Annotated in this window: 29 protein-coding genes; 9 read left to right on the top strand and 20 right to left on the bottom strand. The window is 66.6% G+C overall.

What is annotated here, in order from left to right:
- Positions 1–338 precede the first annotated feature (338 nt).
- Positions 339–1,586, top strand: a complete 1,248-nt coding sequence (locus EWV37_RS10275; RefSeq protein ID WP_109223276.1) for an IS256 family transposase — start codon at positions 339–341, stop codon at positions 1,584–1,586.
- 200 nt (positions 1,587–1,786) lie between these two features.
- Positions 1,787–3,880, top strand: a complete 2,094-nt coding sequence (locus EWV37_RS10270; protein ID WP_109222922.1) for an acyltransferase family protein — start codon at positions 1,787–1,789, stop codon at positions 3,878–3,880.
- 185 nt (positions 3,881–4,065) lie between these two features.
- Here EWV37_RS10270 and EWV37_RS10265 read toward each other — a convergent pair whose 3' ends face one another.
- The 5 genes from EWV37_RS10265 to EWV37_RS10245 all read right to left on the bottom strand — a co-directional run bounded on the left by EWV37_RS10265 (position 4,066) and on the right by EWV37_RS10245 (position 6,562).
- A complete protein-coding gene (locus EWV37_RS10265) occupies positions 4,066–4,638 on the bottom strand; it encodes a hypothetical protein (protein ID WP_109222923.1) in 573 nt (190 codons plus the stop codon).
- Complete coding sequence (locus tag EWV37_RS10260) at positions 4,635–4,862, bottom strand: zf-TFIIB domain-containing protein (RefSeq protein ID WP_109222924.1); 228 nt, start codon at positions 4,860–4,862, stop codon at positions 4,635–4,637. Before EWV37_RS10260 ends, EWV37_RS10265 begins: the two co-directional genes overlap by 4 nt.
- A gap of 219 nt (positions 4,863–5,081) precedes the next feature.
- A complete protein-coding gene (locus tag EWV37_RS10255; protein ID WP_129701468.1) occupies positions 5,082–5,585 on the bottom strand; it encodes a hypothetical protein in 504 nt (167 codons plus the stop codon).
- A 59-nt stretch (positions 5,586–5,644) separates the two neighbouring features.
- Positions 5,645–5,989 (bottom strand): hypothetical protein, encoded by a 345-nt coding sequence (locus EWV37_RS10250; RefSeq protein WP_129701466.1) that lies wholly within the window; start codon positions 5,987–5,989, stop codon positions 5,645–5,647.
- Positions 5,990–6,145: 156 nt separating this feature from the next.
- Complete coding sequence (locus EWV37_RS10245) at positions 6,146–6,562, bottom strand: hypothetical protein (RefSeq protein ID WP_109222927.1); 417 nt, start codon at positions 6,560–6,562, stop codon at positions 6,146–6,148.
- 178 nt (positions 6,563–6,740) lie between these two features.
- Here EWV37_RS10245 and EWV37_RS10240 point away from each other — a divergent pair, with 178 nt between their 5' ends.
- Complete coding sequence (locus EWV37_RS10240) at positions 6,741–7,334, top strand: hypothetical protein (protein ID WP_109222928.1); 594 nt, start codon at positions 6,741–6,743, stop codon at positions 7,332–7,334.
- Between the two features lie 86 nt (positions 7,335–7,420).
- On the opposite strand, the gene EWV37_RS10235 is transcribed toward EWV37_RS10240, so the two are convergent.
- The 8 genes from EWV37_RS10235 to EWV37_RS10200 form a co-directional block, all read right to left on the bottom strand.
- Positions 7,421–7,843, bottom strand: a complete 423-nt coding sequence (locus EWV37_RS10235; RefSeq protein WP_129701464.1) for a hypothetical protein — start codon at positions 7,841–7,843, stop codon at positions 7,421–7,423.
- Between the two features lie 151 nt (positions 7,844–7,994).
- Positions 7,995–8,174, bottom strand: coding sequence for a hypothetical protein (locus EWV37_RS10230; RefSeq protein WP_109222930.1), 180 nt, complete (start codon positions 8,172–8,174; stop codon positions 7,995–7,997).
- A gap of 209 nt (positions 8,175–8,383) precedes the next feature.
- Complete coding sequence (locus EWV37_RS10225; protein WP_165189376.1) at positions 8,384–8,881, bottom strand: hypothetical protein; 498 nt, start codon at positions 8,879–8,881, stop codon at positions 8,384–8,386.
- A gap of 61 nt (positions 8,882–8,942) precedes the next feature.
- Positions 8,943–9,617, bottom strand: coding sequence for a hypothetical protein (locus EWV37_RS10220; RefSeq protein ID WP_109222932.1), 675 nt, complete (start codon positions 9,615–9,617; stop codon positions 8,943–8,945).
- 108 nt (positions 9,618–9,725) lie between these two features.
- Positions 9,726–10,340, bottom strand: a complete 615-nt coding sequence (locus EWV37_RS10215) for a hypothetical protein (protein WP_129701462.1) — start codon at positions 10,338–10,340, stop codon at positions 9,726–9,728.
- A gap of 49 nt (positions 10,341–10,389) precedes the next feature.
- On the bottom strand, positions 10,390–11,667 hold the full coding sequence (locus EWV37_RS10210) for an ABC transporter permease (protein WP_109222934.1): 1,278 nt from the start codon (positions 11,665–11,667) through the stop codon (positions 10,390–10,392).
- Positions 11,664–12,431 (bottom strand): ABC transporter ATP-binding protein, encoded by a 768-nt coding sequence (locus EWV37_RS10205; RefSeq protein WP_219930802.1) that lies wholly within the window; start codon positions 12,429–12,431, stop codon positions 11,664–11,666. The genes EWV37_RS10210 and EWV37_RS10205 overlap by 4 nt, the downstream gene beginning before the upstream one ends.
- Before the next feature lie 401 nt (positions 12,432–12,832).
- The gene (locus tag EWV37_RS10200; protein ID WP_129701460.1) at positions 12,833–13,381 is read right to left on the bottom strand and encodes a hypothetical protein; all 549 of its coding nucleotides are present in this window, start codon (positions 13,379–13,381) and stop codon (positions 12,833–12,835) included.
- 290 nt (positions 13,382–13,671) lie between these two features.
- Here EWV37_RS10200 and EWV37_RS10195 point away from each other — a divergent pair, with 290 nt between their 5' ends.
- Positions 13,672–14,670: an IS481 family transposase gene (locus tag EWV37_RS10195; RefSeq protein ID WP_109149413.1), complete on the top strand. Its 999-nt coding sequence runs from the start codon at positions 13,672–13,674 to the stop codon at positions 14,668–14,670.
- A gap of 16 nt (positions 14,671–14,686) precedes the next feature.
- Here EWV37_RS10195 and EWV37_RS10190 read toward each other — a convergent pair whose 3' ends face one another.
- On the bottom strand, positions 14,687–15,172 hold the full coding sequence (locus EWV37_RS10190; RefSeq protein ID WP_109149407.1) for a hypothetical protein: 486 nt from the start codon (positions 15,170–15,172) through the stop codon (positions 14,687–14,689).
- A 325-nt stretch (positions 15,173–15,497) separates the two neighbouring features.
- Between EWV37_RS10190 and EWV37_RS10185 the strand changes: the two genes are divergently transcribed.
- The 4 genes from EWV37_RS10185 to EWV37_RS10170 all read left to right on the top strand — a co-directional run bounded on the left by EWV37_RS10185 (position 15,498) and on the right by EWV37_RS10170 (position 18,595).
- Positions 15,498–15,905, top strand: coding sequence for a hypothetical protein (locus tag EWV37_RS10185; protein ID WP_129701458.1), 408 nt, complete (start codon positions 15,498–15,500; stop codon positions 15,903–15,905).
- 66 nt (positions 15,906–15,971) lie between these two features.
- Positions 15,972–16,801 (top strand): IS5 family transposase gene (locus EWV37_RS10180; protein WP_375545531.1). Its coding sequence is split into 2 segments (ribosomal slippage): positions 15,972–16,337 and positions 16,340–16,801, totalling 828 coding nucleotides; the frame shifts between segments, so codons are not numbered across the junction.
- A 159-nt stretch (positions 16,802–16,960) separates the two neighbouring features.
- Positions 16,961–17,389: a hypothetical protein gene (locus tag EWV37_RS10175; RefSeq protein WP_129701456.1), complete on the top strand. Its 429-nt coding sequence runs from the start codon at positions 16,961–16,963 to the stop codon at positions 17,387–17,389.
- Between the two features lie 210 nt (positions 17,390–17,599).
- Positions 17,600–18,595: a PIN domain-containing protein gene (locus EWV37_RS10170; RefSeq protein WP_109149411.1), complete on the top strand. Its 996-nt coding sequence runs from the start codon at positions 17,600–17,602 to the stop codon at positions 18,593–18,595.
- 154 nt (positions 18,596–18,749) lie between these two features.
- On the opposite strand, the gene EWV37_RS10165 is transcribed toward EWV37_RS10170, so the two are convergent.
- The 6 genes from EWV37_RS10165 to EWV37_RS10140 form a co-directional block, all read right to left on the bottom strand.
- Positions 18,750–19,343, bottom strand: coding sequence for a recombinase family protein (locus EWV37_RS10165; protein WP_109222935.1), 594 nt, complete (start codon positions 19,341–19,343; stop codon positions 18,750–18,752).
- Positions 19,344–19,627: 284 nt separating this feature from the next.
- Entirely contained in the window at positions 19,628–21,121 is a 1,494-nt protein-coding gene (locus tag EWV37_RS10160; protein WP_129701454.1) for a multicopper oxidase family protein, read from the bottom strand.
- Positions 21,118–21,384 (bottom strand): SHOCT domain-containing protein, encoded by a 267-nt coding sequence (locus EWV37_RS10155; protein ID WP_062862452.1) that lies wholly within the window; start codon positions 21,382–21,384, stop codon positions 21,118–21,120. Before EWV37_RS10155 ends, EWV37_RS10160 begins: the two co-directional genes overlap by 4 nt.
- A 309-nt stretch (positions 21,385–21,693) precedes the next feature.
- Entirely contained in the window at positions 21,694–23,049 is a 1,356-nt protein-coding gene (locus tag EWV37_RS10150) for an MBL fold metallo-hydrolase (RefSeq protein ID WP_062862453.1), read from the bottom strand.
- 53 nt (positions 23,050–23,102) lie between these two features.
- Positions 23,103–23,522: a DUF302 domain-containing protein gene (locus tag EWV37_RS10145; protein ID WP_062862454.1), complete on the bottom strand. Its 420-nt coding sequence runs from the start codon at positions 23,520–23,522 to the stop codon at positions 23,103–23,105.
- A 63-nt stretch (positions 23,523–23,585) separates the two neighbouring features.
- The gene (locus tag EWV37_RS10140) at positions 23,586–23,843 is read right to left on the bottom strand and encodes a metal-sensitive transcriptional regulator (RefSeq protein WP_062862455.1); all 258 of its coding nucleotides are present in this window, start codon (positions 23,841–23,843) and stop codon (positions 23,586–23,588) included.
- A 124-nt stretch (positions 23,844–23,967) separates the two neighbouring features.
- Here EWV37_RS10140 and EWV37_RS10135 point away from each other — a divergent pair, with 124 nt between their 5' ends.
- Positions 23,968–25,347: an MBL fold metallo-hydrolase gene (locus EWV37_RS10135; RefSeq protein ID WP_062862456.1), complete on the top strand. Its 1,380-nt coding sequence runs from the start codon at positions 23,968–23,970 to the stop codon at positions 25,345–25,347.
- Positions 25,348–25,385: the final 38 nt, after the last annotated feature.

Genomic DNA, 25,385 nt, shown 5'->3' with positions numbered 1-25,385 from the left:
AACATCGTCTGCACGGCCAGGGTTTGTCCCGCGCGGCGTCCGATTCCCACGATGGGACCACGGGGGTCGTTGCACCCCGTGGAGCAGCCCGCTCCCGACAGGGCAGGGGGTGGGAGACCAATAAGCGAAACCAGTCGGGCCGGTGGACGGGGAACGAAGCGGTGGGCCGTGGAGGCTTCCGTGTGTGCGGACCATCTAGCGGGCGCAGGCCCCTATGAGTTGAGCCCCCGATAGTGGTGTAGCGCGGTGGCCCTGCTCGTCGTTGCGGACGAGGGCGCGGCCACCGTGAGATCTTTCGAGTTCACCTCTCACAGCACCCTCGAAAGGACATCATCACGATGACCGCTCCTCACATTGTCGACCCCACCGGCCTGCTCGGTGAAGCCCTGTCCGAAGCCTCGCCGGATCTGATGCGCAACCTGCTGCAGACGGTGATCAACGCGCTGCTCTCCGCCGACGCGGACGCGGTGGTCGGCGCCGAGTGGGGCCGACCCGCTCCCGAGCGGGTAACCCAGCGCAACGGCTACCGCCACCGCGACCTCGACACCCGCGTGGGCACGATCGACGTAGCCGTCCCGAAACTGCGGGCCGGCACCTACTTCCCGGAGTGGTTGCTGGAGCGCCGCAAGCGGGCCGAGTCCGCGCTGATCACCGTGGTCGCCGACTGCTACCTCGCCGGGGTCTCGACCCGCCGGATGGACAAGCTGGTGAAGACCCTTGGGATCAACGCCCTGTCGAAGTCCCAGGTCTCAAGGATGGCCGGTGACCTCGACGAGCACGTGGAGTCCTTCCGCCACCGGCCCCTCGGGGACGTCGGGCCGTTCACCTTCGTCGCCGCCGACGCACTGACGATGAAAGTCCGCGAGGGCGGGCGCGTGGTGAACGCGGTCGTGCTCCTGGCCACCGGGGTCAACGGTGACGGCCACCGTGAGGTCCTGGGCATGCGGGTGGCCACGGCCGAGACCGGGGCGGCCTGGAACGAGTTCTTCGCCGATCTGGTGGCCCGCGGCCTGGGCGGGGTCCGCCTGGTCACCAGTGACGCCCACGCCGGGCTCAAGGACGCGATCGCGGCGAACCTGCCCGGGGCGTCCTGGCAGAGGTGCCGCACCCACTACGCGGCCAATCTCATGTCGATTTGCCCGAAGTCCATGTGGCCGGCCGTCAAAGCCATGCTCCACAGCGTCTACGACCAGCCCGACGCGACAGCCGTGAACGCCCAGTTCGACCGGTTGCTGGACTACGTCGCCGAGAAGCTGCCCGCGGTGGCTGAATACCTGGCCGATGCCCGTGAGGACATCCTCGCGTTCACGAACTTCCCCAAGGACGTCTGGGCCCAGATCTGGTCCAACAACCCAGCTGAGCGGCTGAACCGGGAGATCCGGCGCCGGACCGACGCGGTCGGGATCTTCCCCAACCGGCAAGCCATCGTCCGCCTCGTGGGAGCCGTGCTGGCCGAGCAGACCGACGAGTGGGCCGAAGGCCGCCGCTATCTCGGCCTCGAGGTCCTCACCCGCTGCCGGCTCACCACCGTCGCGGACACCGGAAGCGAGGTGACCACCGACCCCCTGACCGCGCTCACAGCCTGACCCTTACACGAAAGATCGCTACACCACTCCAGGGGGCTTGACCAACTGGGCCCCTGCGCCGCCCAGCAATGCAGGGGTCATCGGGTCGCCGGTGACCGGACCCCGGTGCTGGGGGTGGCCGGGGCCGGCGGTAGATTTTCGGCGTTGCCGCCCCGTCCCCTTGTCCACTTTTCGAGGAGCGGCCGTTCAGGAGGTCCTCCATGCCGCGTGTGTTCGGTCAGCCCCTCACCCCCGCTACCGCCGGCACCACCTACGGATCCGATGTCGACGTCCGGCAGGTGGCCCGGTATTCGGGGTTCCGCCCCGAGGTGCAGGGCCTGCGCGCGGTGGCGGTGCTGCTGGTGGTGGTCTACCACGTGTTCCTCGGGCGGGTCTCCGGGGGCGTGGACGTGTTCCTGCTGATCTCCGCGTTCTTCCTCACGCTGTCCTTCGTGCGCAAGCTCGAGGCAGGCCGGCCCCTGGCCCTGGGGCGGTACTGGTTGCACGTGTTCAAGCGGCTGCTGCCGCTGGCGGTGCTCACGATCCTGGCCACCCTGGTGGCAGTGGAGCTGCTCTACCCCGGCTACGACGTCGGACGCTGGCGCGCCGAGGCGCTGGCCTCGGTGTTCTACGCGGAGAACTGGGCGCTGGCGTTGTCCGCGGTGGACTACTACGCGGTGGATCACTCCACGGCCTCGCCGTTCCAGCACTTCTGGTCCCTGTCGGTCCAAGGGCAGGTGTTTCTGCTGTGGCCCCTGGTGTTCGGGGCGGCCTGGTGGCTGCACCGGCGGTTCGGGTGGCGGCCGGTGCCGGTGCTGGCGGTGTTCTTCGCGGCGATCTTCGCGGCCTCCCTGGCCTGGTCGGTGTACTCCACATCCGTTCAGCAGGAGTTCGCCTACTTCGACACCCGCACCCGGTTGTGGGAGTTCGCCCTCGGGTCGCTGCTGGCCCTGGCGCTGCCGTACCTGAATCCGCCCCGGGCAGCCCGGGTGCTCCTGGGCTGGTTCGGGCTGGTCAGCATGGTCTCGGTCGGGGTGCTGGTGGACGTCCAAGGCGCCTTCCCGGGGTGGATCGCGCTGTGGCCGCTGGCCTCGGCGGCGGCGATCATCGTGGCCGGCCGAACCGGGTCCCCGTTCGGGCTGGACCGGATCCTCGCCTCGGCGCCGTTGGTGCGGCTGGGAGACTGCGCCTACGCGCTGTACCTGGTGCACTGGCCGCTGCTGATCACCTATCTGGTGCTGCGCGACCGCCCGATGGCCGGGCCCCGCTCCGGGGTGGTGCTGGTGGTGCTCTCGGTGGTCCTGGCCGTGGTGATCACCCGTTTGGTCGAAGACCGGTTCAAGGCCTGGGCGTGGCCGGAGCAGAACAAGCGGCGCCTGGCGCTCACGGTCGCGGTGAGCCTGGCGGTGGTCGCCGTGCCCGTGCTGTCGCTGCAGCAGGTCCAGGACCGGCGGGCCGCCGAGGTGCTGGCCGCCGCCGATCGCAACAACCCCGGGGCCGCGGCCCTGCTGCCGGGCTTCCAGTACCAGGGTGACCCGGAGGCGGAAGCGATCCCGGTGGTCACCGGCGACTACTACCAGAAACCAGGGCTGGGTGAGCCCTGCCCGGCCGAGCTCGGGATCGCCGACAGCTATCAGCAGTGGTGCTTCGACACCGTCCCCAACGCCGATCCCGCCGCGACACTGATGGTCATCGGCAACAGTCACGTGCACATGTGGATCCCCGCGATCGAGGAACTGGCCAAGGCCAAGAACTGGCGGGTGGTGACCTATATCCGCGGTAACTGCATGTACTCCACCGTCGAGGAACAGGTCGCCGACCACCAGGAATGCGCCCGATGGTTGGAGGGCACCGACCCGGTGATCGAGGCCGTGAACCCGGAGCTGGTGCTGGTCCAGGGCACCCGCAGCACCGATGAGAACGAGGAACAGTTCACCCCCGGGATGGAACAACGCCTCCGTAGCCTGGCGGAGCGCGGCATCCAGGTCATCGGGCTGCGCGACAACGCCCGCTTCGACTTCGTCCCCGCCCAGTGCGCCGTGGACCACGGGGCCGACGCCCCCCAGTGCGCTGCCTCCCACGTGATTCTGGGCCCGGACAGCCCGCTGGACCCGGTGGCCGGCGAACTGGCACAGGTCTCGATGGTCGACCTGGGGGATCTGATCTGCCCCGAAGGCACCTGTGTGCCGGTTATCGGCAACGTGTACACCTACTGGGACAACAATCACCTCACCGTCGAATACGTCCGGACCCTGGCACCCATGTTCACCCAACGCGTCCAGGAAGCCCTCACCAGCGACGGGGCCCCCTACTAACCCCGACCACAAAGCGGGCAGCTCGAAGCCTGGGCGCTGCTGAGCTCGCGGAGATCCGCCTCTAACCGGGCCATATGTAAAGCGATTCCTGGCCAGCTCGACGGTTGGGATCAGGGGTGAGTGGAGAGGTCGGTGCGGTCGCTGGAGAGGATGCTGCGGACGAGTTGCTGCTCGGCGCCAGGACTCTACAGCTGAGCCAGCCGTTCCCGTAGCTGCGCGATCTCCCGGTCCATCGACGGCTCAGCGAGGTTGCTCTGGGCCCAGGCGAAGAACCGCTGCGCCTCATCGAGCAACGAATCGAGGAAGGGGACGGGCTCCACCATCACCCGGGTCTCGTCGGTGGAGAAGAACACCTTGTGCTTGACCGTCTCCAGCACCACCGGCAGCGGCTGGTCCGGGTAGTAGGTCTTCCCGCGGCCGGTGTCCAGGAACTCCTCGACCACATGGAGCAGGTAGCACCACAGCGCCAAGACGTGATCCACCGCCCCGAACGGCAGCAGCTCGGCCCCCTGGTAGCGCAGCCGGATCTCGCCCTCGCTCCAGTCCCGGTCCCGTCGCCGACGGGACTGCCACAGCGCGGCGGCCTCGGCCTCGTGCTCGAAAATGTCCAGCAGGTAGTCCTGAGGATTGGCGGCCACCTTGGCGGGGTCAAAGATCGGTCCGCCCTTGAGGATCAGCGTGGTGCTGCTCAGCCGCGCAGTGCGCTGGTACTGCGCCCACGCCGAGTCACCCGTGGTGGCCGCCCGTGGCTTGCTCACGAGGCGGGCGCCTCGTCGAGTCGGTGCAGCTCGCTCCACAGCGGCGGCCGGCCGCGCAGGAGAAGGAACTGCTCGATCGTCGTCAGGGGTGGACCCGGCAGCTCATCGGTGGCCTCCCACACGCCGTCGCACTCATCGCACACGCGGATGGTCTCGTTCGTGGCGGCCACCTGCCAGGTGGCAAGGACACCGGTGTCACAGACAGGGCACTCATCGGGGTTCATCGCAGCTCCTTCCTTCGGATTCCTCCCGGCCAGGTACCGGGATCGTGATACGGATCGGCCGAGGACCCCGCCGCGCTGTGGCGACAGCGCTCACGAGGTCCTCGAGTGATCAGATTCTGCCCCGGATCACCCCGGCGGCGGAAGACCGCGCCTCTCCCCCCCCGCCGGCAGCGCCCATCCGGGACCGTGTGGGTGCGCCCGGGGGCGGCCCGCCCTGGCTCAGAGGTGAGTGGCGAGAATGGCGCGGCCACGGATGAAGACATCTCGGATGAGCCGTTGTTCCTCGACCGTGAAGCAGGGCCGATATTCCTCCCCGGCAGGGGTGACGCTGGGGAGGTTGTTGCCGAAGAACAGCTTGTCATAGCACTGCTGCCACGCCTCTCCGGTGTCATCGAGGGTGGCCGAGACGCTGCGGGCGATGTCGGCGAACAGATTCCACGCATCCAACACCTGCGCGCAGATCGCCTCAGAGGCGGGAAGCTCCAGCAGCTCCTCGACGTCGTCGAGAACCTGCACGGCCCCATCGCTGTCCTCCAGCTCGAGGCCGTGCCGGGCGGCCACGGTGGTGAGGTCCTCGGTGGTGGAAGCGGTGACGATTCTCCCGTCCAGGACGAGGACCGCGTCGGTGTCCTCGTCAGTGACCTGGGTGCTGTCGTCGGTCTGCCAGATCAGTGCACGGTCGCAACCGTTGAACCGGACCCACACCGGATACGAGAGCCTCATTCCCGCACCCTACCCAGCAGGCGCCGACAGAACGGGCACCCGACTGCCCTGGGCGGGCCTCACACTTCCTCGATGCGCAACTCCGCCAGAGGTGGGTGGTGATCGGCGTCGGCCCAGGTGATCTCCACCCCGCCGGCGTGGCCCTGCTCGTGCCACAGATACACGCCCAAGGCCTCAACCGGGGTGGTGTCGCTGACAGTGTGGAACCACAGCGGACACTCGGTGTTCTCCGGAAGCCGGGGCGTGGTCGGGTCCACGGTGAAGTCGAAACAACCGCAGTCCCGGACCTCGGTGATCACCAAGGAATCGAACTGTTCTTTCAGCACCGGCGCCAACAGACCGCTGTGGAGCAGAATCTGGGACAACAGCCGACGCTGAGACCCGGTCGACGATGTCTCATCCACCCGGACAGCCTATGCACCGCCTGGCCGACCAACGCCCGGCACGCCACGCGTGACCCAGCAAGGCCACCGCAATCGGGCATCCCAATCGCAGTTCCAGGAGGGTCTGTCTTTCGGGCCCGGAAGCCGGCCGTGGACGACGGACCGGACGAGACAGCTCTATGGGCAGGGCACCGAGGAAAAGTGCCGACCGAGGCGCCATTCAAGGCCGTCCACCTCGACTCGCAGGGCCGGCACCGTACCCCGGCGAAACAGCCGCCGTCGCCGTTCGATGCACCCTTCCCCGTGAAGGTAGGCGCGCATGACCAGGCAGAGCCGTCGCAGCTCGGCTTCTTTCTCCGCCTCCACGTCGTCGTAGTCGAAGAGGGTGACCTGAACCTCCAGCTCAGGAACAAAGGCATCCATCCACTCGTAACTGGCCCGGATAATGGCTGCGCGGCCATTATCGGCGCGGCGACTCACCTGCACCCCGTGCAGCCAGGCATCATCGCTGGAGCTCACGGTCGTCACGGCGAACGTCTCGTCGAACACCTCAGCAACGACCCGGTAGAGCATGGCTTTGATGTCGATGGTCATGAGGGGAGTCTCGCAGGTGCTTCCCGCCCCACGGCACGCTGGCGAACCCCCACGGCAACGGCAGGGGCCGGCATTTGGAAGGCGTGGATCCGCCCCGTAGGGAGGACCGGAGAACGCTGGTCTCTGCGATGGTGCCGTGTCATGACCGGGCACCGGAGGGGCGGTGTCAGAATGTGCCGTGACCAAGAAGAGCCAGTCCCGGAAGAAGTTGCTCGCGACTCTGCGCGAGTCCCTTGCCACGGCCACCCCGGTGCGGATCCAGCGGGCGGTGGAGCCCGAGGAGGTGCTGCAGGGGGTGGTCCTGGAGCTCTCGGAAGAGTGGGTGTTGCTGGCTGATATCCGCGACGGGGCCTACCTCGACGGCTACCGGGTGCTCCGCCTGACAGACCTCGTGCAGGTGGTACTGGAGACCACCTTCCTGTCCTTCTTGCACCAGCACAATGTCTGGCCCCCGGCACGTCCCTCCACCGGGTTCGCGCTTTCGGATCCGCGCACGATCATCACCGGCGCTGTGTCTGCGACCGGGGTGGTGTGCGTGTATCGGGAGGCGAAACGGCCCGGGAAACTGTTGATCGGCGTGCCGGTCCAGTGGAGAAAGAAGAGCCTGTGGCTGCTGCCCGTCACGCCCCAGTGCCATTGGGAGCAGCTCATGGACAAGGTCCGGCTCAAGGACGTCACCCAGGTGAGCTTCGGCGGAGACTACGAAACAGCCGTGCTGGAGGTCGCCGGCCCCATGCCGCCTCGGACCCATCCAGTGCCTGACCCGGCGTAAGCCCACCACGGCAGAACCAAACCAGACACCAATCCCAACTGCACGGCCTTGGGCGTGGAATGGTGGGCGGCATCAGGGGCGTAGCTCTACGATCGCGCCCGGCGCCGAAGAACGAGGGCAAACACCGCAGTCAGCGCCAGGATCAACAGCGAAATCCAAAAAAGCCACTGTCCGAGCGGATACATGTCGACGACGACCGGGGGCTGCCCGGCATCTCGATGGGGGTAGCCGCAGAAGAACGTCGGGGGAAGGAACGACATCTCTCCGGTGATGTTCCCCTGATCCGTTGCCCCGAGTGCCTGCGCGCTCTGCGACGGCCCCTCACTGAGGCAGACGTACTGAGGACCGTCCCGGACGGCTACCCCATGTCCGAGCTGATTGAAGCCCCACAGCAACAGTGCGAGCATCGCCACGATCCGGTTGGCGAAACGCCAATCACTGAGCTCCATGCCAGCTCTCGGAGCGATTGAGGTGTCCGGTCCCCGGTAAGCCGGCGCAGGCGTGCTCATGGCCTGAGCCTAGGCCTCAGCGTCCGCACGCCGCCTCAGTCCTGTGATGACCCGCCGCGGCTTCGAGCTCGAGCCCCGCCAGAACGGCCTCGATCACTTCCTATTGGTCCATACGACGTAGCAGCCACCGACTATCGAGGAATGCCCTTTGTCACTCACGGTCCCCATGGGAGCGACCGCTGGCCCGTCGTGTGGCCCGCGCTGAGCTGGCTGCGGCGGCGAAGAATCCGATGGCAACAGCCCACAGCCACACAGCATCGAGGAGGTAACCGATCAGGATCAGTGCGACGGCGACCATGAGCAGGAGCATCGTCTGCGATTTCCACTTCACGGCTTCTCCATGGGTCAAGGGGGTATCGAGATACTGCCGTCTAGCCACGCTACTTAGGCTCTTCGCGCGCGGGAATCGTTACTTGTGGGGACTGCGCAAAGCGCAACCTCCACCGCAGCACGGCCCGCCGCTAACCGGACCATATGTAAAGCCGGGGCTCGGGGCCTCCAGGTGGTTCGGGTGTCTGGGGCACCCTCGGCCTTCCTCGCTCAGTCGTGGTCGACAGGTGCCGGCGGCTGACCGCGGCGGGCGTCCATGACGCGGGCGTGGGCCATCTCCATCCGCCCGACCCACAGGATCGTCGTCCCGAGGATTGGCCCGAACGTCATCGCCGAACCCACCCCGACGAAGACCAACCACGCCAGCGTGGCGACCCAGGTGATGATCCCGAACGCCCAGCCCATGAAGACCCCTCCCTGGGCCTGGGTCTGGTAGTCGTAAGGTGCCGGCAGCGGGTCCGGGTCACCCTCGGTCTCCAGGCGCCGGTGTTTGACGTGCAGCCGTTGCACGCCGATGAAGCACCCGCCCAGGGTGAGCAGCCCGATGATCGCGTTGGAGAACCCGTACCCGCCGGTGGCCACCAACCAGGCCAGCGCGGCCTCGACCAGCTCGTCGGCGACGATGAACCAGAACAGCCACGCGCCCAGCCCCCACAGCCACTTCCGGTCCTTCTTCGGGGCGGGACCCTCACCGGTTCCCGGTGCCACGAACATCGACTGCCCTCTCCCAGGGTCGTGGGCTCACCGTAGCCATGGCCGGGCTCACGTCCTACCGGCCCGGGGACGCGACGGGGTCGGTTCCCTGTGCCCGGGACTTCCGCAACCGGTAGCCCAGCACGGCGGCCGCGGCCAGCAGTCCGGTACCCAGGCGGGGCAGGATCTCCTCGAACCACGGGTGCACCAGCTCCCCCAGCGCCAGCCCGGCCGGCCAGGCCACCACCCCGGCAATGACCAGCAGGATCCGCCGTTTCACCTTGCCCCGGCCGGGACCGTCCTGCGGCAACGGCGCGGTGCGCTCCGGGTGCTCCTGACGGTCGAAGAGCAGCAACGGCAAGGATGCGAAGAGATTGGCGAACATCGTCCGGTATCCCAGGGACGCATCAAAGGTGCTGTCCTCCCCGGCGGGCAGGGTCGCGAAGAAGACCGCCAGGCCCACGACCAGCACCGTCATGGCGGCGACGGTCACCAAGCGTTTCCGGTCCCGGACGAGGACGAGGTCCTGGCCCTTGGACCGGCCGCGGATCAGCCACGCCCCGCCGACGGCAAGCCCGGCTCCCCAGAGGAAGAACCCCCAGATGGTCCACTGCTCGCTGCCGGAGGTCGTGGTCAGGTACGGCAGGGACGAGAGCACGCACACCAGGCTCAGGCCGAGGGTGATGGCCCCGCACAGGGTGCGGAACCACGGGCCGGGCGTGCCGGTGGTGGGTCGTGTTTCGACTGCCATGGTCGGTCCCTTTCGTCGTCGTGATGCGTGGAGGCGGGTCGCGGCGGTGTCACAAGGGCTGCTTCGTTCCTGTCGGTGTCGCGAGGACCGCCGATGGGTGACGAGGTATCACCGGGTGTAGTGCTGGGCGGTGAACCAGTCGCGCAGCGGGGCTCGGAACGCGGTCACCAGCCAGGCGATGTTGACCGCGATGAAGGCGATCCCGAGGCCGATCAGCACGATCGCCCACTGCCCGTAGAGCCAGAACCCGAAGAGGTTGCCCAGGAAGCCCACCGCGCTCAGAATCGCCAGCACAATCCCGAGGATCCGCGCCCAGTTCGCGCCCTTGGACAGGAACACGTACTCCATGACGTAGAGGCCCACCAGCACCACCAGTCCGATCACCCCGGAGGCGATCGAGATCCCGCGCATCTGCTCGACCATGGTGCCGATCTGCCCGGCGTCCTCGGCCGGCACCCCCATCCGCTGGTACATCGCGGCGAAGTCCATGGTGGCGTAGATGACCGTGACGACGACGCCGAGGGCCGCATACAGGGCGCCCGAGGCCACGGTCAAACCCAGCAGCCGTTTGAGCTGTGGTGGCGCCGGCGCAGGGTCGTGCTGCTGCCCGTGACCGTCCCGCGCACGGTCGTGCCCTCCGGGCGGGGTGTAGCGGGGCGGTCCGCTGCGGGCGGGCTCGTCAGGGTGGCCGGGGTTGTCCGGGTTGTCTGGTGGGGTGCTCATGGCCGGTGGTCCTTCGCTGTGCCGGTAGCAGTGCCGCCGGTGGGTGTGGTCATTCGTGGCGCAGGGCAGTGATGGGGTCTTTCCGGGCGGCGCGCACGGCCGGGATCGTGCCGGCGGCGAAGGCGATGGTCAGGACGGCCGCCACGATCAGGGCGATTCTCGGGGCCTGGAAGGTGAACAGGGACAGCCCGGGCAGCCCGGCCAGGAAGCCCTCGGCCAGCACCTGGGTCAGGTAGGTGCCGGCGGCTACCCCGGTGGCCGCCCCGAGCACCGCCCCCAGCAGCCCGATGAATACGGCTTCCAGGGAGAACAGGCCGAAGACCTTGGGTCCGCTCATGCCCATGGCTTTCATCAGCCCGATCTCGCGGGTGCGTTCCTGGACGGACATCAGCAGCGTGTTGACGATGCCCAGTCCGGCAGCGATCAGGGCGATGATCGCGCACGCGTTGAGGATCCAGATGATGGCGTTGATGACGGTGCGGAACATGCCCAGCTGGTCCTCGACGGTCAGCCCGATCATCCCGGCCTCCTCCAGTTGGGCCTGGATCGGTCCGGCCCGGCCCGCGTCGTCCATGATGGCCCGGGCCATGATGTAACTGGCCGGGATCTCCTCGGGGCTGCCGCTGACCTGGTAGGCGTAGAGGCGTTCGTTGAAGGAGGTCGAGGGGATGGGGTTCCTGGACACCCCGGCCAGGCTGGCCTGGGTCACCCCGGAGACGCGGGCGTCGAATTCCTGCTGTTGCCCGGCTTTGTTGGTCATCACGATCTGCACGGTGGCCCCGACGGCCTCCTGGGGTGAGCCGAAGCCGAGGTCGGTGACCCAGGTGTCGGGGATCGCCAGTTCGTCCGCACCCTCGGCCGCGACCGACCCGGAGGCCATCTGCACTCCTTCGGAGTCGACCGGGATGCCCAGGGTCAGCTGGAACCTCTCCTGCCCGGCTTGCAGATAGGTGGGGACCACGTTGTAGACCGGTGCCACCTCCCCCACCCCGTCGATCCCCTCGATGGTGGCGACGTCCTGGTCCGACAGGCCCACGAAGGACACCCCGAACCCGGTGGCGATCTGGGTGGAGTCCGGATCGTATTTTTGCGGCCCCGACCCGGCAGACAGCTCGATCAGCGGCTGGGACTTCTGCACGTACAGTGCGCTGGCGTCACCGAAGGTGGCGACGGTGACGTCGATGTAGCGGTTGACCCCGGTGCCCATCCCCGAGGTCAGGGTCAGGGCACAGGCGCCGATGAACACGGCCACCACGGTCAGCACCGTGCGGATCCGGCCCCGCAGCGTGCTGGTCACCGCGGAGCCGACCAGGTCCCGCCCCCTCACCGGACACCGCCGGTGACCCCGAGGGCGGCCCCGCCCTGAGGGGCGGCCTCTACCCCGCCGAGGCCCGGCCCGGGGACGGTACGGGCCGGTGTCTCCACGATCCGCCCGTCGCGCAGCTGCACCCGGCGGTCGCAGCGGCCCGCCAGGTCCGCGTCGTGGGTGACCACCACCAAGGTGATGCCCCGTTGGCGGTTGAGCTCGAAGAGGATGTCCTGGACCACCGACCCGGTGGCCGAATCCAGATTCCCCGTGGGCTCATCGGCGAAGATCACCGCCGGATCGTTGACCACCGCCCGGGCAATCGCCACCCGCTGCTTCTGCCCCCCGGACAGATCCACCGCCCTGCTGTGGGCCTTCTCCGCCAGCTCCAGGCGCTCCAGGACCGCCAGGCCCCGGCGTTTGCGTTCGGCCGCGCCCACTCCGGCGATCTTCAGCGGCAGCACCACGTTCTCCAGCACCGTCTGGTTCGCGGTGAGGTAGAACTGCTGGAACACGAACCCGAAGGAGGCGTTGCGGACCCGGTTCAGCTCCCGGGCACTCATCGATGCGGTGGGCGACCCGTGCAGGGCCACGGCACCGGAGGTCGGGGCGTCCAGCAGGGCCAGCAGGTGCATCAGGGTGGATTTGCCCGACCCGGACTTCCCCACGATCGCCACCGACTCCCCCGCCTCGATCGCCAGACTCACCCCGCCCAGGGCGGTGAACCCCGCATCACCCTGACCGTAGGACTTCACCAGGTCTTGCACCTGAAGCACCGCGGGCATCGTCATTCCTGTTCTCCCCCTCCTCGCACGCCGGCCGGCGACCACTGCGGGCAGTCAACCCCTGAATGGCCGGTGTGGGACGGCGTCTCACCCCCACCCTTCATCATGTGCGAAAGCACACACACGGGGGTATGCGACGCGCGTCCCCACTAAAGGGGTGCCCCCCGATGCCTGCTCGCGCTCTTGCTCCTGACCCCCGTCAGGACGCGGTTCCGGGCGTCAATCCGCCACTGCCCGGAGGCCCCACGACAGCGCGCACCGCCCGGGGCCGCGGTTGTCCGGGCCCAGAGAACAGTCCCGCCCCGCCCCACGGGGCCACGCAGAGACAGGAACCGGAACGAACGTCCCGTACCCGAGGGACACGATGGTCAACCCCAACCGCGACGTGACAGGTCCAGTAGTCAATCGGACCGCGACCCAGCGTGCAGCACGTGCAGATAGCACCAGGCGCGCCGGATCCGGAAGGCGGAACCGATCGCGACCCCCAACGCCCCACAAGAGGCCAACACCCACGGAAACTCCGGCCGGACGAGCTCACCGAGGAACATGCCCAGCAGGACAGCCACCATCACCACAAGCCCCTCGACGATGGCGCAGGCGGCCAGGCCCGCAGCGGTCCGGACGTCGGGATCCGACGGCACGATCCTGAACTTCGGTGCCGAGGACAGCGCCCCCTGCCATCGCACCCTGCTGACCTTCTTGTTGAAACGAGGACGTGGGGCCTGAGCGAAGTAGTGGACGAGCATCAGCAACCCGAAGACGGCCAAGGTAGCCAGGAACCACAGCAGCTCCGGCGCAGCATCGGGCAGGAACCACGCCAGCGCCGGAAAGCTGATCACCGCCACCGCACTTGTCGGCAAGGCGCGCCTGATGAGCTGACCAACCGTGGGGATCGAGAGTCCGCCGGCGGGTCGAATGTCGCACCCAACGGCACCAGCATCCACGTCCACGTTCGCGACGCTACCGCCCAATGTGGGCGGCAGTCTCGGCGCACAAAAGGGGACCCTCATCAGGCTCCGCCCGAAGCCGAACCCCTAGTGCACCCTTTACCGGGGTTGGTGTGGTCAGGTGATGCCCCCTCGCGGAGTGGGCGGCCCCGTACCGACGTCGTTTACGACGTCACGCCCTCGCGCGCCCGCTAGGTGTAGTTCCCCGACACGTTGTGAACGGCTGAGGTAGGCGAAGACCTCCGTGCAGGATGTGGGTCACCACACTCACTGTCCTGAACACGGAGGTCTTCGTGTCCCACGCTAACGCTCCTTTGACGCCGGTGGGCCGGCTACGTCTGGCGGTGCTCATCATCGATCAGGGCTGGTCCATCCGCCGGGCCGCCGAGCGGTTCCAGGTCTCACCGGCCACAGCCTCGAAATGGGCCGGCCGGTACCGGGCCGGTGAGCCACTGACCGACCGGTCCAGTCGACCCCGCAGGTGCCCGCGGCGCCTGGCAGCACGCACCGAGCGGCGGATCATCGCGCTGCGCGTCACCCGCCGGTGGGGCCTGCACCGGATCGGCTACCACCTGGGTCTGCCGCGTTCAACGGTCGGGCGGGTGCTGGCCCGGTACCGGATGCCGCTGCTGACCCAGGTGGACCGGGCCACCGGTTTGCCGGTGCGCCGGTCCACTCCCGTGCGCTACGAAAAGTCCCGGCCCGGGGAACTGGTGCACCTGGACATCAAGAAGCTCGGACGCATCCCCGCCGGCGGAGGATGGCGGGTGCACGGGCGCGGATCGGCACCGGACCGGCAGGCCGGTGTGGTGCGCGACCGCGCCGCACGCGCCGGGGCCCGCGGCTCACGCGGCTATCGCTATCTGCATCACGCCATCGATGATCACTCCCGGTTGGTCTATTCCGAGATCCTCGACGATGAGCGAAAGGAGACCGCTGCCGGCTTCCTGGGGAGGGCCCAGGGTTTCTTCGCCACGGCCGGGATCACCATCATCGCGGTGATGACCGACAACGGGTCCTGCTACCGGTCGCGCACCTTCGCCGCGGCCCTGGGGCAGATCGAGCACAAGAGAACCCGCCCCTACCGGCCGCAGACCAACGGCAAGGTGGAGCGCTTCAACCGCACCCTGGTCGCCGAATGGGCCTACGCCAGCGCATACGACTCCGAGGAATCCCGCGCGGCCACCTATCAGGACTGGCTCCACCACTACAATCACCACCGACCCCACACCGGCATCAGCGGCAACGTCCCCTCAGTCCGCGTTCACAACCTCACGGGGAACTACAGCTAGGCCAGGGCTGGTGTTCTTATGCGATGACTGCCCACAGCAGCAGGAGCACACCAGCCGGTGCGAAAACGCCGGCTAAAACCAGGGGAATACGCGAGAACCTTTGATACTCCCGGACATAGAAGGCCTCCAGCTCCTCGTTGTAGGTGCCCTCCGAACGCTGAATGAACGTCTCCAGAACCGGGCCGACGAAAACACGCGTGACACACAGATAGAGGACCAGCTCAATGCCGGCAGCCAGCAACAGACCATAGGCTAGAAAGTCGGGGAACTCTTGGACATTCTCATAAGCCATGCGAGTCGCCACAAACACAGCAAAAATTGCTACGAACAGGGTCGGGCCCCAGATCATCACCCGGGCTCCCTCGATGGGGCGATCCACCGCCACCTCAGGGTCCCGGCTGTGCCCGGCCCGTGGAGCAGTAGGTCTGGCCCAGCTCTTGAAGATGATGGTCAGCACGAACACGAACATCAGGCCGGTGACAACCATCTCGAGTACTTCCACGACGTCCTTTCGTCGCCCTCCAGAGAATCTGAGGACATCCTCCATTCTTACCGCAAGGTAGAAATATCAGGCCCCTCGAGTTGTCCATACTTTTGCAGGAAGAGTGCTCCCACCCTCAGCCCCACCCCGTTCCAGGTCAGATCGGCCCCCGATGCGCGGGAGGCAACCCCTACCGCAATGCGGCTCGTCGCGGAGTCCACCAAGTCTCCATCAGTCTCTGGGCCTGTGGATCTCCGCTCTTCAAGGCTCTCGGTAGGTCCCCACAAGTGTTCATTCTCGAATGCGAACCACCCCGGTACCGTGGCAGACAGGCAGGGAGGGGCCCATGAACTATCGACGCATGGAGGCCACGTCGCTGCTCGTCTGCGCTGTCTGTGCCGCGGTGCTCGGGTTCGCCACCGGGTGGTTCGACCTCACGGAGACGCAGGCCTTCGTTGTCTGCGCCGTGTACTTGATCGGCGGGCTACCGGCGATTCTCTATCTGCACTTCATCGCCAAGGCTCAGCGGGACTCCTCAAGGACAAGGAATCGGCCCAGGTCCGCGAATCTCCGATACGCGTTGTGGGCTCCACCCGTGGCCATCTGGGTCGTTCTCGCCGTGCGCGCTGACGACCCAGTGACGAGATGGCTATGGGCCGGGGCTGCGGGTCTAGCCGTGGTCGCCGTCGCCATCGACTGGTGGCGACACCGGGCAAAGAGCACTCCACGCACCGAAGGGGCCGAGGACACTTAGAAGTGGTTTCAATAGTTACGGCTGAGGCGTTGAGTGGGGTCGACCAGGCCGGTGATCATGACTGCCATGGCGAGTCAGAGAACGTTCGGACGACTGGTCAGCGACCAGCTGTGGGAGCTGCTGGAACCCTTGATCCCGCCACCCCCGCCGGCGAAGAACGGGCGCACCGGGCGGCCTCGGGTTGATGACCGGGCCGCGCTGGAAGGCATCCTGTTCGTGGCCGAGAACGGCATCGCATGGAAGAAACTCCCCACCGAGCTGGGCTTCGGCTCAGGGATCACCTGCTGGCGCCGACTGCGGGCCTGGCAGGAGGCCGGGGTGTGGGAGAAGCTCCACCACACCGTCCTGGACCAGCTCGGCCAGGACGGGGCGCTGGACTGGTCGAGGGCGTCTTTGGATTCGGTGAGTGTCCGGGCGAAAAGGGGGGTGAACTGACCGGCCCCAATCCCACGGATCGCGGCAAACTCGGCACGAAGTACCACCTGCTGGTCACTGCCGACGGGTTGCCGCTGGCGGTGGCGATCACCGGAGCCAACCGCCACGACTCCATGCTCGTGGAGCCGATCCTGGACGGTTTGAGCCCGGTCAAGGGCCGAGGCCGCGGCCGTCCACGGCGCCGACCGGTCAAGCTGCACGCGGACAAGGCATACGACAACCGACGAGTCCGCCGCTACCTGCGCCGGCGCGGGATCACCGCCCGCATCGCCCGCATCGGGGTGGACTCCAGCGAACGCCTGGGCCGGCACCGCTGGGTGGTGGAACGCACCATCTCCTGGTTGCTGGCCTTCCGTCGCCTGGCCATCCGCTACGACCGCAGTGCTACCACCATCACCGCTGTGGCGACCCTGGCCATCACTGTCATCTGCGCACGGCGTCTGCCCCGGAAAGACTATTGAAACCACTTCTTAGGGACTCGTACTCCGGACATCCGGAGCTCCACGATGTGCCGCGAACTGTCATCGCAGCTCTCGAGCACAAGACGTACCACCAGATGGGGGAAGATGCGGAACTACTTCTTCACGATCGCGATGGGGCTGTGCGTCCTGATTGGGGTCGTGAGCCTGGGAACCACCAGCAATCCAGGAACGGCGTTGATGGCGCTTTTCGCGGCCACGCTGGGCTTGTTCGGGGTGGGGCTGGGGCTCTATCAGATCCGGGCTTCTCACAAAGCCGGCCGGACCCTGTCCATCTTCGGGCCCCCTGCCGGCCTGGAGGAGTACCAGCGGCGGGGACCACGCCACGGGACGCGCGGGGAGAATTGGTTCGGTGTCTTCATGGGCACCTGGATTGCCGCCTCGTCCCTGTGGCGCCTGGACGATGGGTGGAATGCGCTGGACATGATTTTTTTCAGCCTCGCGCTGGTGATCGTCCTGGTGTCTATCGTCCGCCTGGCCCTGCTCCGTCGAACCAAGCAGACCCCGCAGGCCACGTCGCACTCCGCGACAGCACATACTTTCGGACACCCCAACAACCCTCACGACTGACACCACCCTTCAGACGGTCGAAGAAGACCTTCCCTCGCGCCGCCCCGATTCGGTTCCACGCTGCCGAGCGGCGAGGACCCCATGCCGACCTCGCCGAGTACTAGATAGATGGTGCAGAGGCTGTAGCGATGCACCGCCTTGGTTCTCAGGACGGGGCTCGGGCGTGCCGAGCATCACCCGCGGAGGCAACGCTCCCCGTAGGCTGATCTCGTGCTGCACCTCCTCATCGACACCTCTACATGTCTCGACCTTGCGCAACGTCGAGATGGGCAGCGCTGGATCGTCGCTCTGCGGGTACTCATTTGTCAGGGAGAGGTGAAGCTGCTGGTTCCGCCCGTGGTCATTGAGGAGTTCGACCGCAACGAAGCCCGCGTGCAGGCGGCGATGACGTCCAGCATCGCGGGCCGGTTCAAGCAGATCCGCCATGACCTCGTGACCTACGGCAGCGACGACGATGCTCATGCCGTGGAGGTCATCGAAAACCTCGGCCGGCACCTCCCGCTCGTCGGCGCGATGACGACCCGGAACTTCCGGGATATCCGTGAGCTCCTCGTCGCCGGTCAGATCGTCGAGCAATCAGAGGCCGAGATAAAGCGCGTCGTCGAGCGGGGGTTGAGAAAAGCTGCGCCCTTCCACAGCGGGAAGAACAGTGTCGCTGACGCCGTCATATTCGAGCTTTACCAGATCGCCACACAGGGAGCGGACCTCGCGGAGCACCCGCACGCCTTCGTCACCACCAACCACACCGACTTCTCTCGGGCGAATGGCGATAAGCGGGAGCCGCATGACGACATTGCGGATGCGTTCGACGGAACCGGTAGCCGATACGCCCTTGGGGTGGACGGCCTCGACGTGGTCCTGCGCGACTACTTCGGTGAGGAGATCGAGGAGCTTTTCGAGGAGACTGACTTCCAAGAAGAGCCCCGTCGGCTGGACGACATCGTCGCCGCGGAGAAGGAGATGTTCGACCGTATCTGGTACCACCGGTCCTTGCAGGCCGACTACCGCGCCGAACGGGAAGGGGACGCGGAGGAGCTCGAGCGCAACCAGGCCGTCGCCGGCCCCGGCCGTGCAAGGGTCGAGGCTACCTATACCGAGCCCGGGCAACTCGGGCCGTACACGGACTTCGAAATCGGGGTGCTGAACGGGAAGATGAGCGCGCTGCGGTGGGTGCTGGGTAGCGAGTGGGACTTCCTCGACACCTGATCCGCCGTACGTAAGCCGGACCCCATCCGAGTCACTGCACGCCTGTTCGCTCAGTAAGCAACCGCGAGGCGTTGTCATGCCCGATTACCCCGCCCGGTGAAAAGCCCGCTCAGGTGCGTCATACGCATCACGATGTCCACAGATAACGACGGCCTCAGATGCTCGTCGCTGGCGGCAGCTCCCGGATCCGCCGGTAGAGGGTAGCCCTCGACATCCCGAGGTCGCGGGCGACCTGGGTAGCCGGCTCCCCACCGTCAATCAGTCGGAGGGCGTTGCGGATCTGGGAGTCGGTGAAGGTCGGGCGGCGCCCGCCGAGGTCCTGGCCGGCGGCCCGGCGCTTGGCCACCGAGTCGGTGATCCGCTCCCGCTTGATCTCCAACTCCATCTGGGCCAAGGCCGCCATGACCGTGAACACCATCGAACCCATCGGGGTGGCAGTGTCCACGTCTCCCCCACCCAGGTTGAGCACCCTCAGCCCCGCTCCCCTCGCCCGCAGTGCCTCGGCGAAGGCCAGCATGTTCTGCGTCGAGCGGCCCAGCCGGTCCAGCGTGGTGATCACCAGAGTGTCCCCCGACTCGAGCGCAGCGACCGCCCGGTCAAACTGCGGACGCGAAGCACGCCCTCCAGACACTCCACTGTCGACATAGATGTCATCGCGCCGCACACCGGCACCCAGGAGGTCAGACACTTGGCGGTCTGCGTCCTGTTGCCGCGTCGACACTCGGGCATAGCCGATCAGCTTCCCCATGTCCACCTCATCTGTCTCGCAACTGACGTTGAGTATTCGATTTTAGGGGCATGGATAAAGCACATAGCTACGAGACAGGCCGAACCGCGGAAACATGCGGTGTGAATTGTCATTTTCAGAAGTCGGCTGCACGGAATGTCCGAAGTCGGCTGCACTATCTGCTGGAGGCCGCGCTCTGATCGACGACCCTGCTGATCTTGTTCTTCGGCGCTTCCCTCATTTTTTCGCCTGGCGGCGCAGGGCACGGAGCACTGTGTCGCCACGGTCGTCACCGCACGTCGCGGTCAGCGGGCTTCTACGGTGCCCATCATGCCCTGGTCCTCGTGGTCGAGGATGTGGCAGTGGTAGACGGTCTTCCCGGGAAAGTCCTCGAAGGCGATGAGGACTTTTACCTGGCTGCGGGCCGGGACGTTCACTACGTCCTGCCACCTCGGTTCGGAGAGGTCGCGGTTTCCGTCCTGGACGATCTGCATGGGCCATACGTGCAGGTGGATGGGGTGGTCCATGGGACTGGAGTTTTTCAGGGTCCACTCCTCCACGGTCCCGGCCGCCACGGGGGTGTCGACCCGGTCGGGGCCGAACTCCTGGCCGTTGATGGTGAAGGCCATCATCGTGGTGTCCCCCTCACCGCCCCCACTGCCCATCATGGCCCCGCCGCCCATGCCCATGGCGAAGTCCAGTGTGCGGCGGGCGGTGATCGGCTCCCCGCGCAGATCTCGCAGGCCCGGTCCTTCAGGCACAGGTGGAGGTTTTTGGACGGGTGCTCCGGACACTGTCAGAGTGAGCAGCTCGACCGGCTCGCCGCTACCGGTCTCGTTGTCACCCATCATGGTCCCGCCCATCATGGCGTCCATGCCGCCGCGGTCCACCGGTGCGGCGACCAGCGTGGAGGAGCCCTCGGTCGTTTCCACGAGCATCTCGATGCGGTTGCCGGGGGCCAGCACCACTTCGGTGATGTCCTCGGGGGTCGGCAGGCGGCCGAGGTCGCGGCTGAGCACCCGCACCTGCTGGCCCTCCAACCGCAGTCGGAGGTACCGGGAGGGGCAGGCGTTCACGATTCGCCACCGTTCCCGCTCCCCGGGCGCGGCGTTCAGTTGCGGGCGGACCGCTCCGTTGACCAGCACGACCTCACCTTCCCGGCCCATCATCTGTTGCATCTGACTCACCTCGGCGAGGTTGCCCGAAGCATCCAGGGTCAGATCCGAGACCACCATGACCCGCTCCCGGGTGACCGGGACCGGCTCGGTGTCCTCAACGATGATGGCCCCGTAGAGTCCAGCGGCGACCTGATCGGCCACGTGGCCGTGGCGGTGCGGGTGGTACCAGTAGGTGCCCGGCGGATGGTCGGCGGGCAAGGCGAACTCATAGTTGAAGGACCCACCGGGTGCGATACTCACGAACGGGTTATCGCCGTTGCCTTCCGGGGAAACGTGCATCCCGTGCACGTGCAGGTTCGTCGGCGCCTCCAGACGGTTGGTCATCGCAACCCGCACTGTATCTCCGGGTGCCACGCGCAGAGTCGGGCCGGGAAGGGAGCCGTTGAAAGCCTTCACGGATGCCTGCCGTCCGCCGACCTGGATGCGTGTCTGGGCGGCGGTCAGGTCCAGTTCCAGCACGCCTTCGCGGCTGGCCAGCACCTGCGGTTCGATCAGGTCCTCACCACCGGTGTACCCGCGGCCGCCGGTGGCGGTCCACCACAGCCCGGTCCCGCCGACGACGGTGGCACCGGCCCCTGCCGCGCCAAGCGCCAGCAGCTGCCGGCGGGTCAGCGGGCTCACCGGCCGTCATCTTCGAGGGTCTGCAACCGTTCGCGGTACTCCTCGGCGCTCAACTCGCCGCGGGCGTAGCGCTCCTGGAGGATCTCCCGCCCCCGGCCAGGATCCGCGCCGGGGGCACGACCGTGATCGGGTGCGCCGGTGTTCGAGGATCTGCCGGAGAGGGTCTTTACCAGCACGACCACCAGCACGATTACCCCGGCGAGCACCAGCAGCCCGAAGACCCACATCAATCCCATACCACCCATACCGCCGCCGTTCATCATGATCGTGCTCCTTCTCTCTGGTCGTGCATGGTCAGATCTTCAGTCCTATGTGTCTCTTGCCGGTATGTGTCAACCCAGTTTTGACCTCTCAAGCCTTGGGCAGCGGGCATTTCCTGCTCACCACCACCGGGATGGACCGTGTGCTGCAGGGGCCCCGCCGATGGAGACGGCGGCGATCCCAGCTTCGGTGGCTTCTTCGATCGCGGTCGCTAACCGGGCTGGGCCTGTCCGAAGCGCAGCAGCAGCGAATCGGGCACGGAACAGCAGAGCCTGGTGAGCCAGCGCGAAGGCTGTCGCTGTGAGGAGCGGTTACGATTCGGCCATGGGCAGGCCGACACTTTCGGCCTCGTTGAACATGGCGTCGATGTGGACCACGTCTTTGCCGGCGCGCTGCAGCAGGCTCGCGGCGATGCCGGAACGGTAGCCGGAGGCGCAGTGCACCCACAGCCGCTGTGGCGGGACGTCGCCCATCCGGGACGGCAGGTCATGGACGGGGATGTTGACGGCCCCTCGAATGTGGGAGGTTTCGAACTCGTCGGTGCGCCGCACGTCAAGAATGACTTCGTCACCGGTGCTGCCGCGGGGAACCTCATCCCAGCCAACCCGGGGATACTTGGCGGTTGGCACTCCATGGGCCCATTCGGCCGGGCCGCCGCCGGTGGCAGTATCGGGGGAATCGATGCCGATCCGGGACAGGTCCCGGATCGCGTTCTCCACATCTTCGTGCGTACCGAGCAGTGTCAGTTTGTCGTTCCAGGGCAGCACCCAGCCCAAATATCCGGTGAAGCTGGACCCGTCGCCATATTCGAAACTGACGGACCCATCCAGATGGTTGCTGGCGAAAGCGACCCGGTTGCGCAGGTCGATGACCCATTCGCCGTCGTTGAGGCGGCGGCCGAGTTCGCCGGCGTCGACCGACTCTGGCACTGTCAGGTCCGCGGGACCGGGGCCTTCAATGTTCAGGGGGCTCATGTGTGCGTAGTAGGCAGGGTAAGCGCTGAGGTTGGCGATCAATTCCGAAACGAAGTGGTCCTCGTCCGGATCTGTCAGAGCATGGTTGTCCCGGGCCTGCTCGCCGATAGTGGACGAATCAACCTGGGCGGCAGGTCCGCTGGAGCAGAAGGAACCGAACCCATGGGTGGGATACAGCGGGGCGTCCTGGACGGCTTCGGCAACGAGCCGCCGCGCCGAGGCGTACTGGTTCCGGGTGAGGGTCTCGGTGTCATCGTCGCTGACCAGGTCGGTGCGCCCAACGGAGCCATACAGCAGACTCCCTCCGGAGAAAACCGCCTGCCCTTGACCATCGCTGACGATATAGGACAGGTGGGTGTGGGTGTGCCCGGGCGTGGCCACCGCCTTGACGGATAGATCGCCGACCTGGAAGACCTCCCCGTCGGCAACCGGGGTCCGTTCGTAGTCGACGGGGTCGGCGGCGTTGACCAGATACTCTGCCCCGTGAGCCTTGGCGAGCATCAGCCCGCCGGTGAGGTAGTCGTTGTGGATGTGGGTTTCGGCAACGTGGGTGATTTTCACCCCCGCATTCCGGACGGCGGCTTCGAGCCGGTCGGTATCGCGCTGCGGGTCGATCACCAGTGCACTCGTGCCGTCGTGGACCAGGTAGCTGCGGTCGCCCAGTTGCGGGGTGTCGATCGTGATGACGTCCATGGGATGCTCCTTCACTATGGGCACTGTTCACGCTGATGGAATAGGTGGGGTTCCTACGCTCCGGCGGCGGCCGGCAATTGAGCTAATGCGGCGCGCAGCCGGGTATCGGCATCGTCGGCCACTTCGCGGACAGCATCGGTGTCGCTGAGCTCGACCATGGTTTGCGGGTCAATGGCTTGGACCACCGTGGTGCCGGCTGATGGGCCGCGGCGCACGACGACGTTGCACGGCAGCAGCGCCCCCAGATCCGGCTCGGCGGTGAGGCCGCGCTGGGCCAGGCCGGGGTTGCAGGCACCCAGGATGACGTAATCGCCGAGCGCCTCTGCGGCCTCAGCGCCCAGCTTGCTCTCGAAGGTGGAGCGGACGTCGATTTCCGACAGGACGCCGAACCCCTGTTCAGAGAGGGCCTCCTTGGTCCGTTCCACGGCGTCGGTGTAGGAAAGGTCGACGGTGATCGTGTGGGTGTAGCTCATCTGCTGCTCCTTGCTGGTTGTACCTGCAGTGCTGCTTGACGATTCGTGCGGGCGGGGGTGCTGTTAGGCGAGGGAGAGGAACAGTTTTTCCAAGTCCTTCTTATCGATACTGGGGTCCTCCTGGCTCATGCACTGCTGAAGCCCGCTGGCGATGATGGCAAATCCAGCCTTATCCAGCGCCCGCGATACGGCGGCAAGCTGAGTCACCACATCCTTGCAGTCACTGCCGTTTTCGAGCATCCGTGTGACGGCACCAAGTTGTCCCTGTGCACGCTTGAGCCGGTTCACGACCGGGCCCAGATCTGTGGTGTCGAGTTGCATTGTTCCTCCATAGTCTTTCGTGCTTGCCTTCAATTGTATACCCCCAGGGGCTTATTGCATACCCCCTAGGGTATGTGTAAGACTGGCTTCATTCCCACCAACGACAATCCTTTGGAGGACGATAATGATCGTGAATCAGTACTACCTCGGCTGCCTGTCCCATGGCTCCTACCTGATCGGCGATGAGAGAAGCGGTCAGGCGGTCGTCGTCGATCCGCGGCGCGACATTGGCGAGTACCTCGCCGACGCGGCGGCGAACAACCTGACGATCACCGGGGTGATCAATACCCACTTCCACGCCGACTTCGTCGCCGGCCACCTTGAACTCGCCCAGGCCACCGGCGCATGGATCGGCTACGGCCGCCGAGCAGAAACCGAATACGAGATCCGCACCTTCAGCCACGGCGATAAGGTCTCCCTCGGTGAGGTCGAACTCGAGATCCTGGAGACTCCCGGGCACACCTGGGAGTCGATCAGCGTACTGGTACGCGAACAGTCCGGTGCGAGCCCGGATGCGGTACTCACCGGCGATGCATTGTTCATCGGCGATGTCGGCCGCCCCGACCTGGCTGCCGCCGTCGGCGCCGACCCGGACGAGCTGGCACGTGCCCTTTACGCGTCGATCCATGATGTGCTGATGAAGCTTCCCGACGACGTGCGTGTGCTGCCGGCCCACGGCGCCGGTTCCGCATGCGGCAAAAACCTTTCGGATGAACTCGAGTCCACTATCGGTGCGCAGCGGATGATGAACCTCTCCGTCCAGCCGATGGGTGAAGACGAATTCGTTGCCATGATCCGCAGTGGACAGCCGGCCATCCCGGAGTACTTTGCCGTCGATGCCGTACTGAACCGTCAGGACCGCCCCTTGATCGGCGCCGCCAGTGACCTCCGTGCACTGTCCGTACGGGACCTGCAGGATGCCGCCGCCCGCGGCGCTCGGATCCTCGACACCCGCTCACCGGAGGACTTCGCCGAAGGCCACCTCGCCGGATCTCTCAACGTCGGACTCGACGGACGCTTCGCCGAGACGGCCGGCATGGTCATCGGATCAGATGAGGAGATCGTCCTTATCACCCACGCGTCACGTGAAGAAGAGGCCGCGATGCGGCTGGGCCGGATCGGCTTCGACCGGGTGGCCGGTTACCTCAACGAACCGGCACGCGCCTTCACCGAACTCGGCGACATTGTCCAGCGGGGAGAACGCGTCGACGTCGAAACCTTCGACACAGAACGCCAAAACGAAGGGGCCACGGTTCTCGATGTCCGCAATCCCGGTGAAATCGAAGACGGCGCGGTGCCCGGTTCCGTGCGGATTCCGTTGGCAGAACTGGCGCAGCGCCACAACGAAGTCCCCGCGGACCGGCCCGTCCTCGTACACTGCGCCGGCGGGTGGCGCTCCAGCGTCGGCGCCAGCACCCTGCGAGCCCTCGGCCACACCAACGTTAAGGATCTGACCGGTGGCTACAGCGCCTGGACAGCCACTCACGAACCATCCAACGCCTAAGAACACCGGGCAGCACCATCACCGGAAAGGAAATACCG

The organism is Kocuria carniphila, assembly GCF_004136555.1.
In the GTDB taxonomy this organism is placed as follows: Bacteria; Actinomycetota; Actinomycetes; order Actinomycetales; family Micrococcaceae; genus Kocuria; species Kocuria carniphila.
This window is presented reverse-complemented; position numbering and strand designations above follow the sequence as displayed.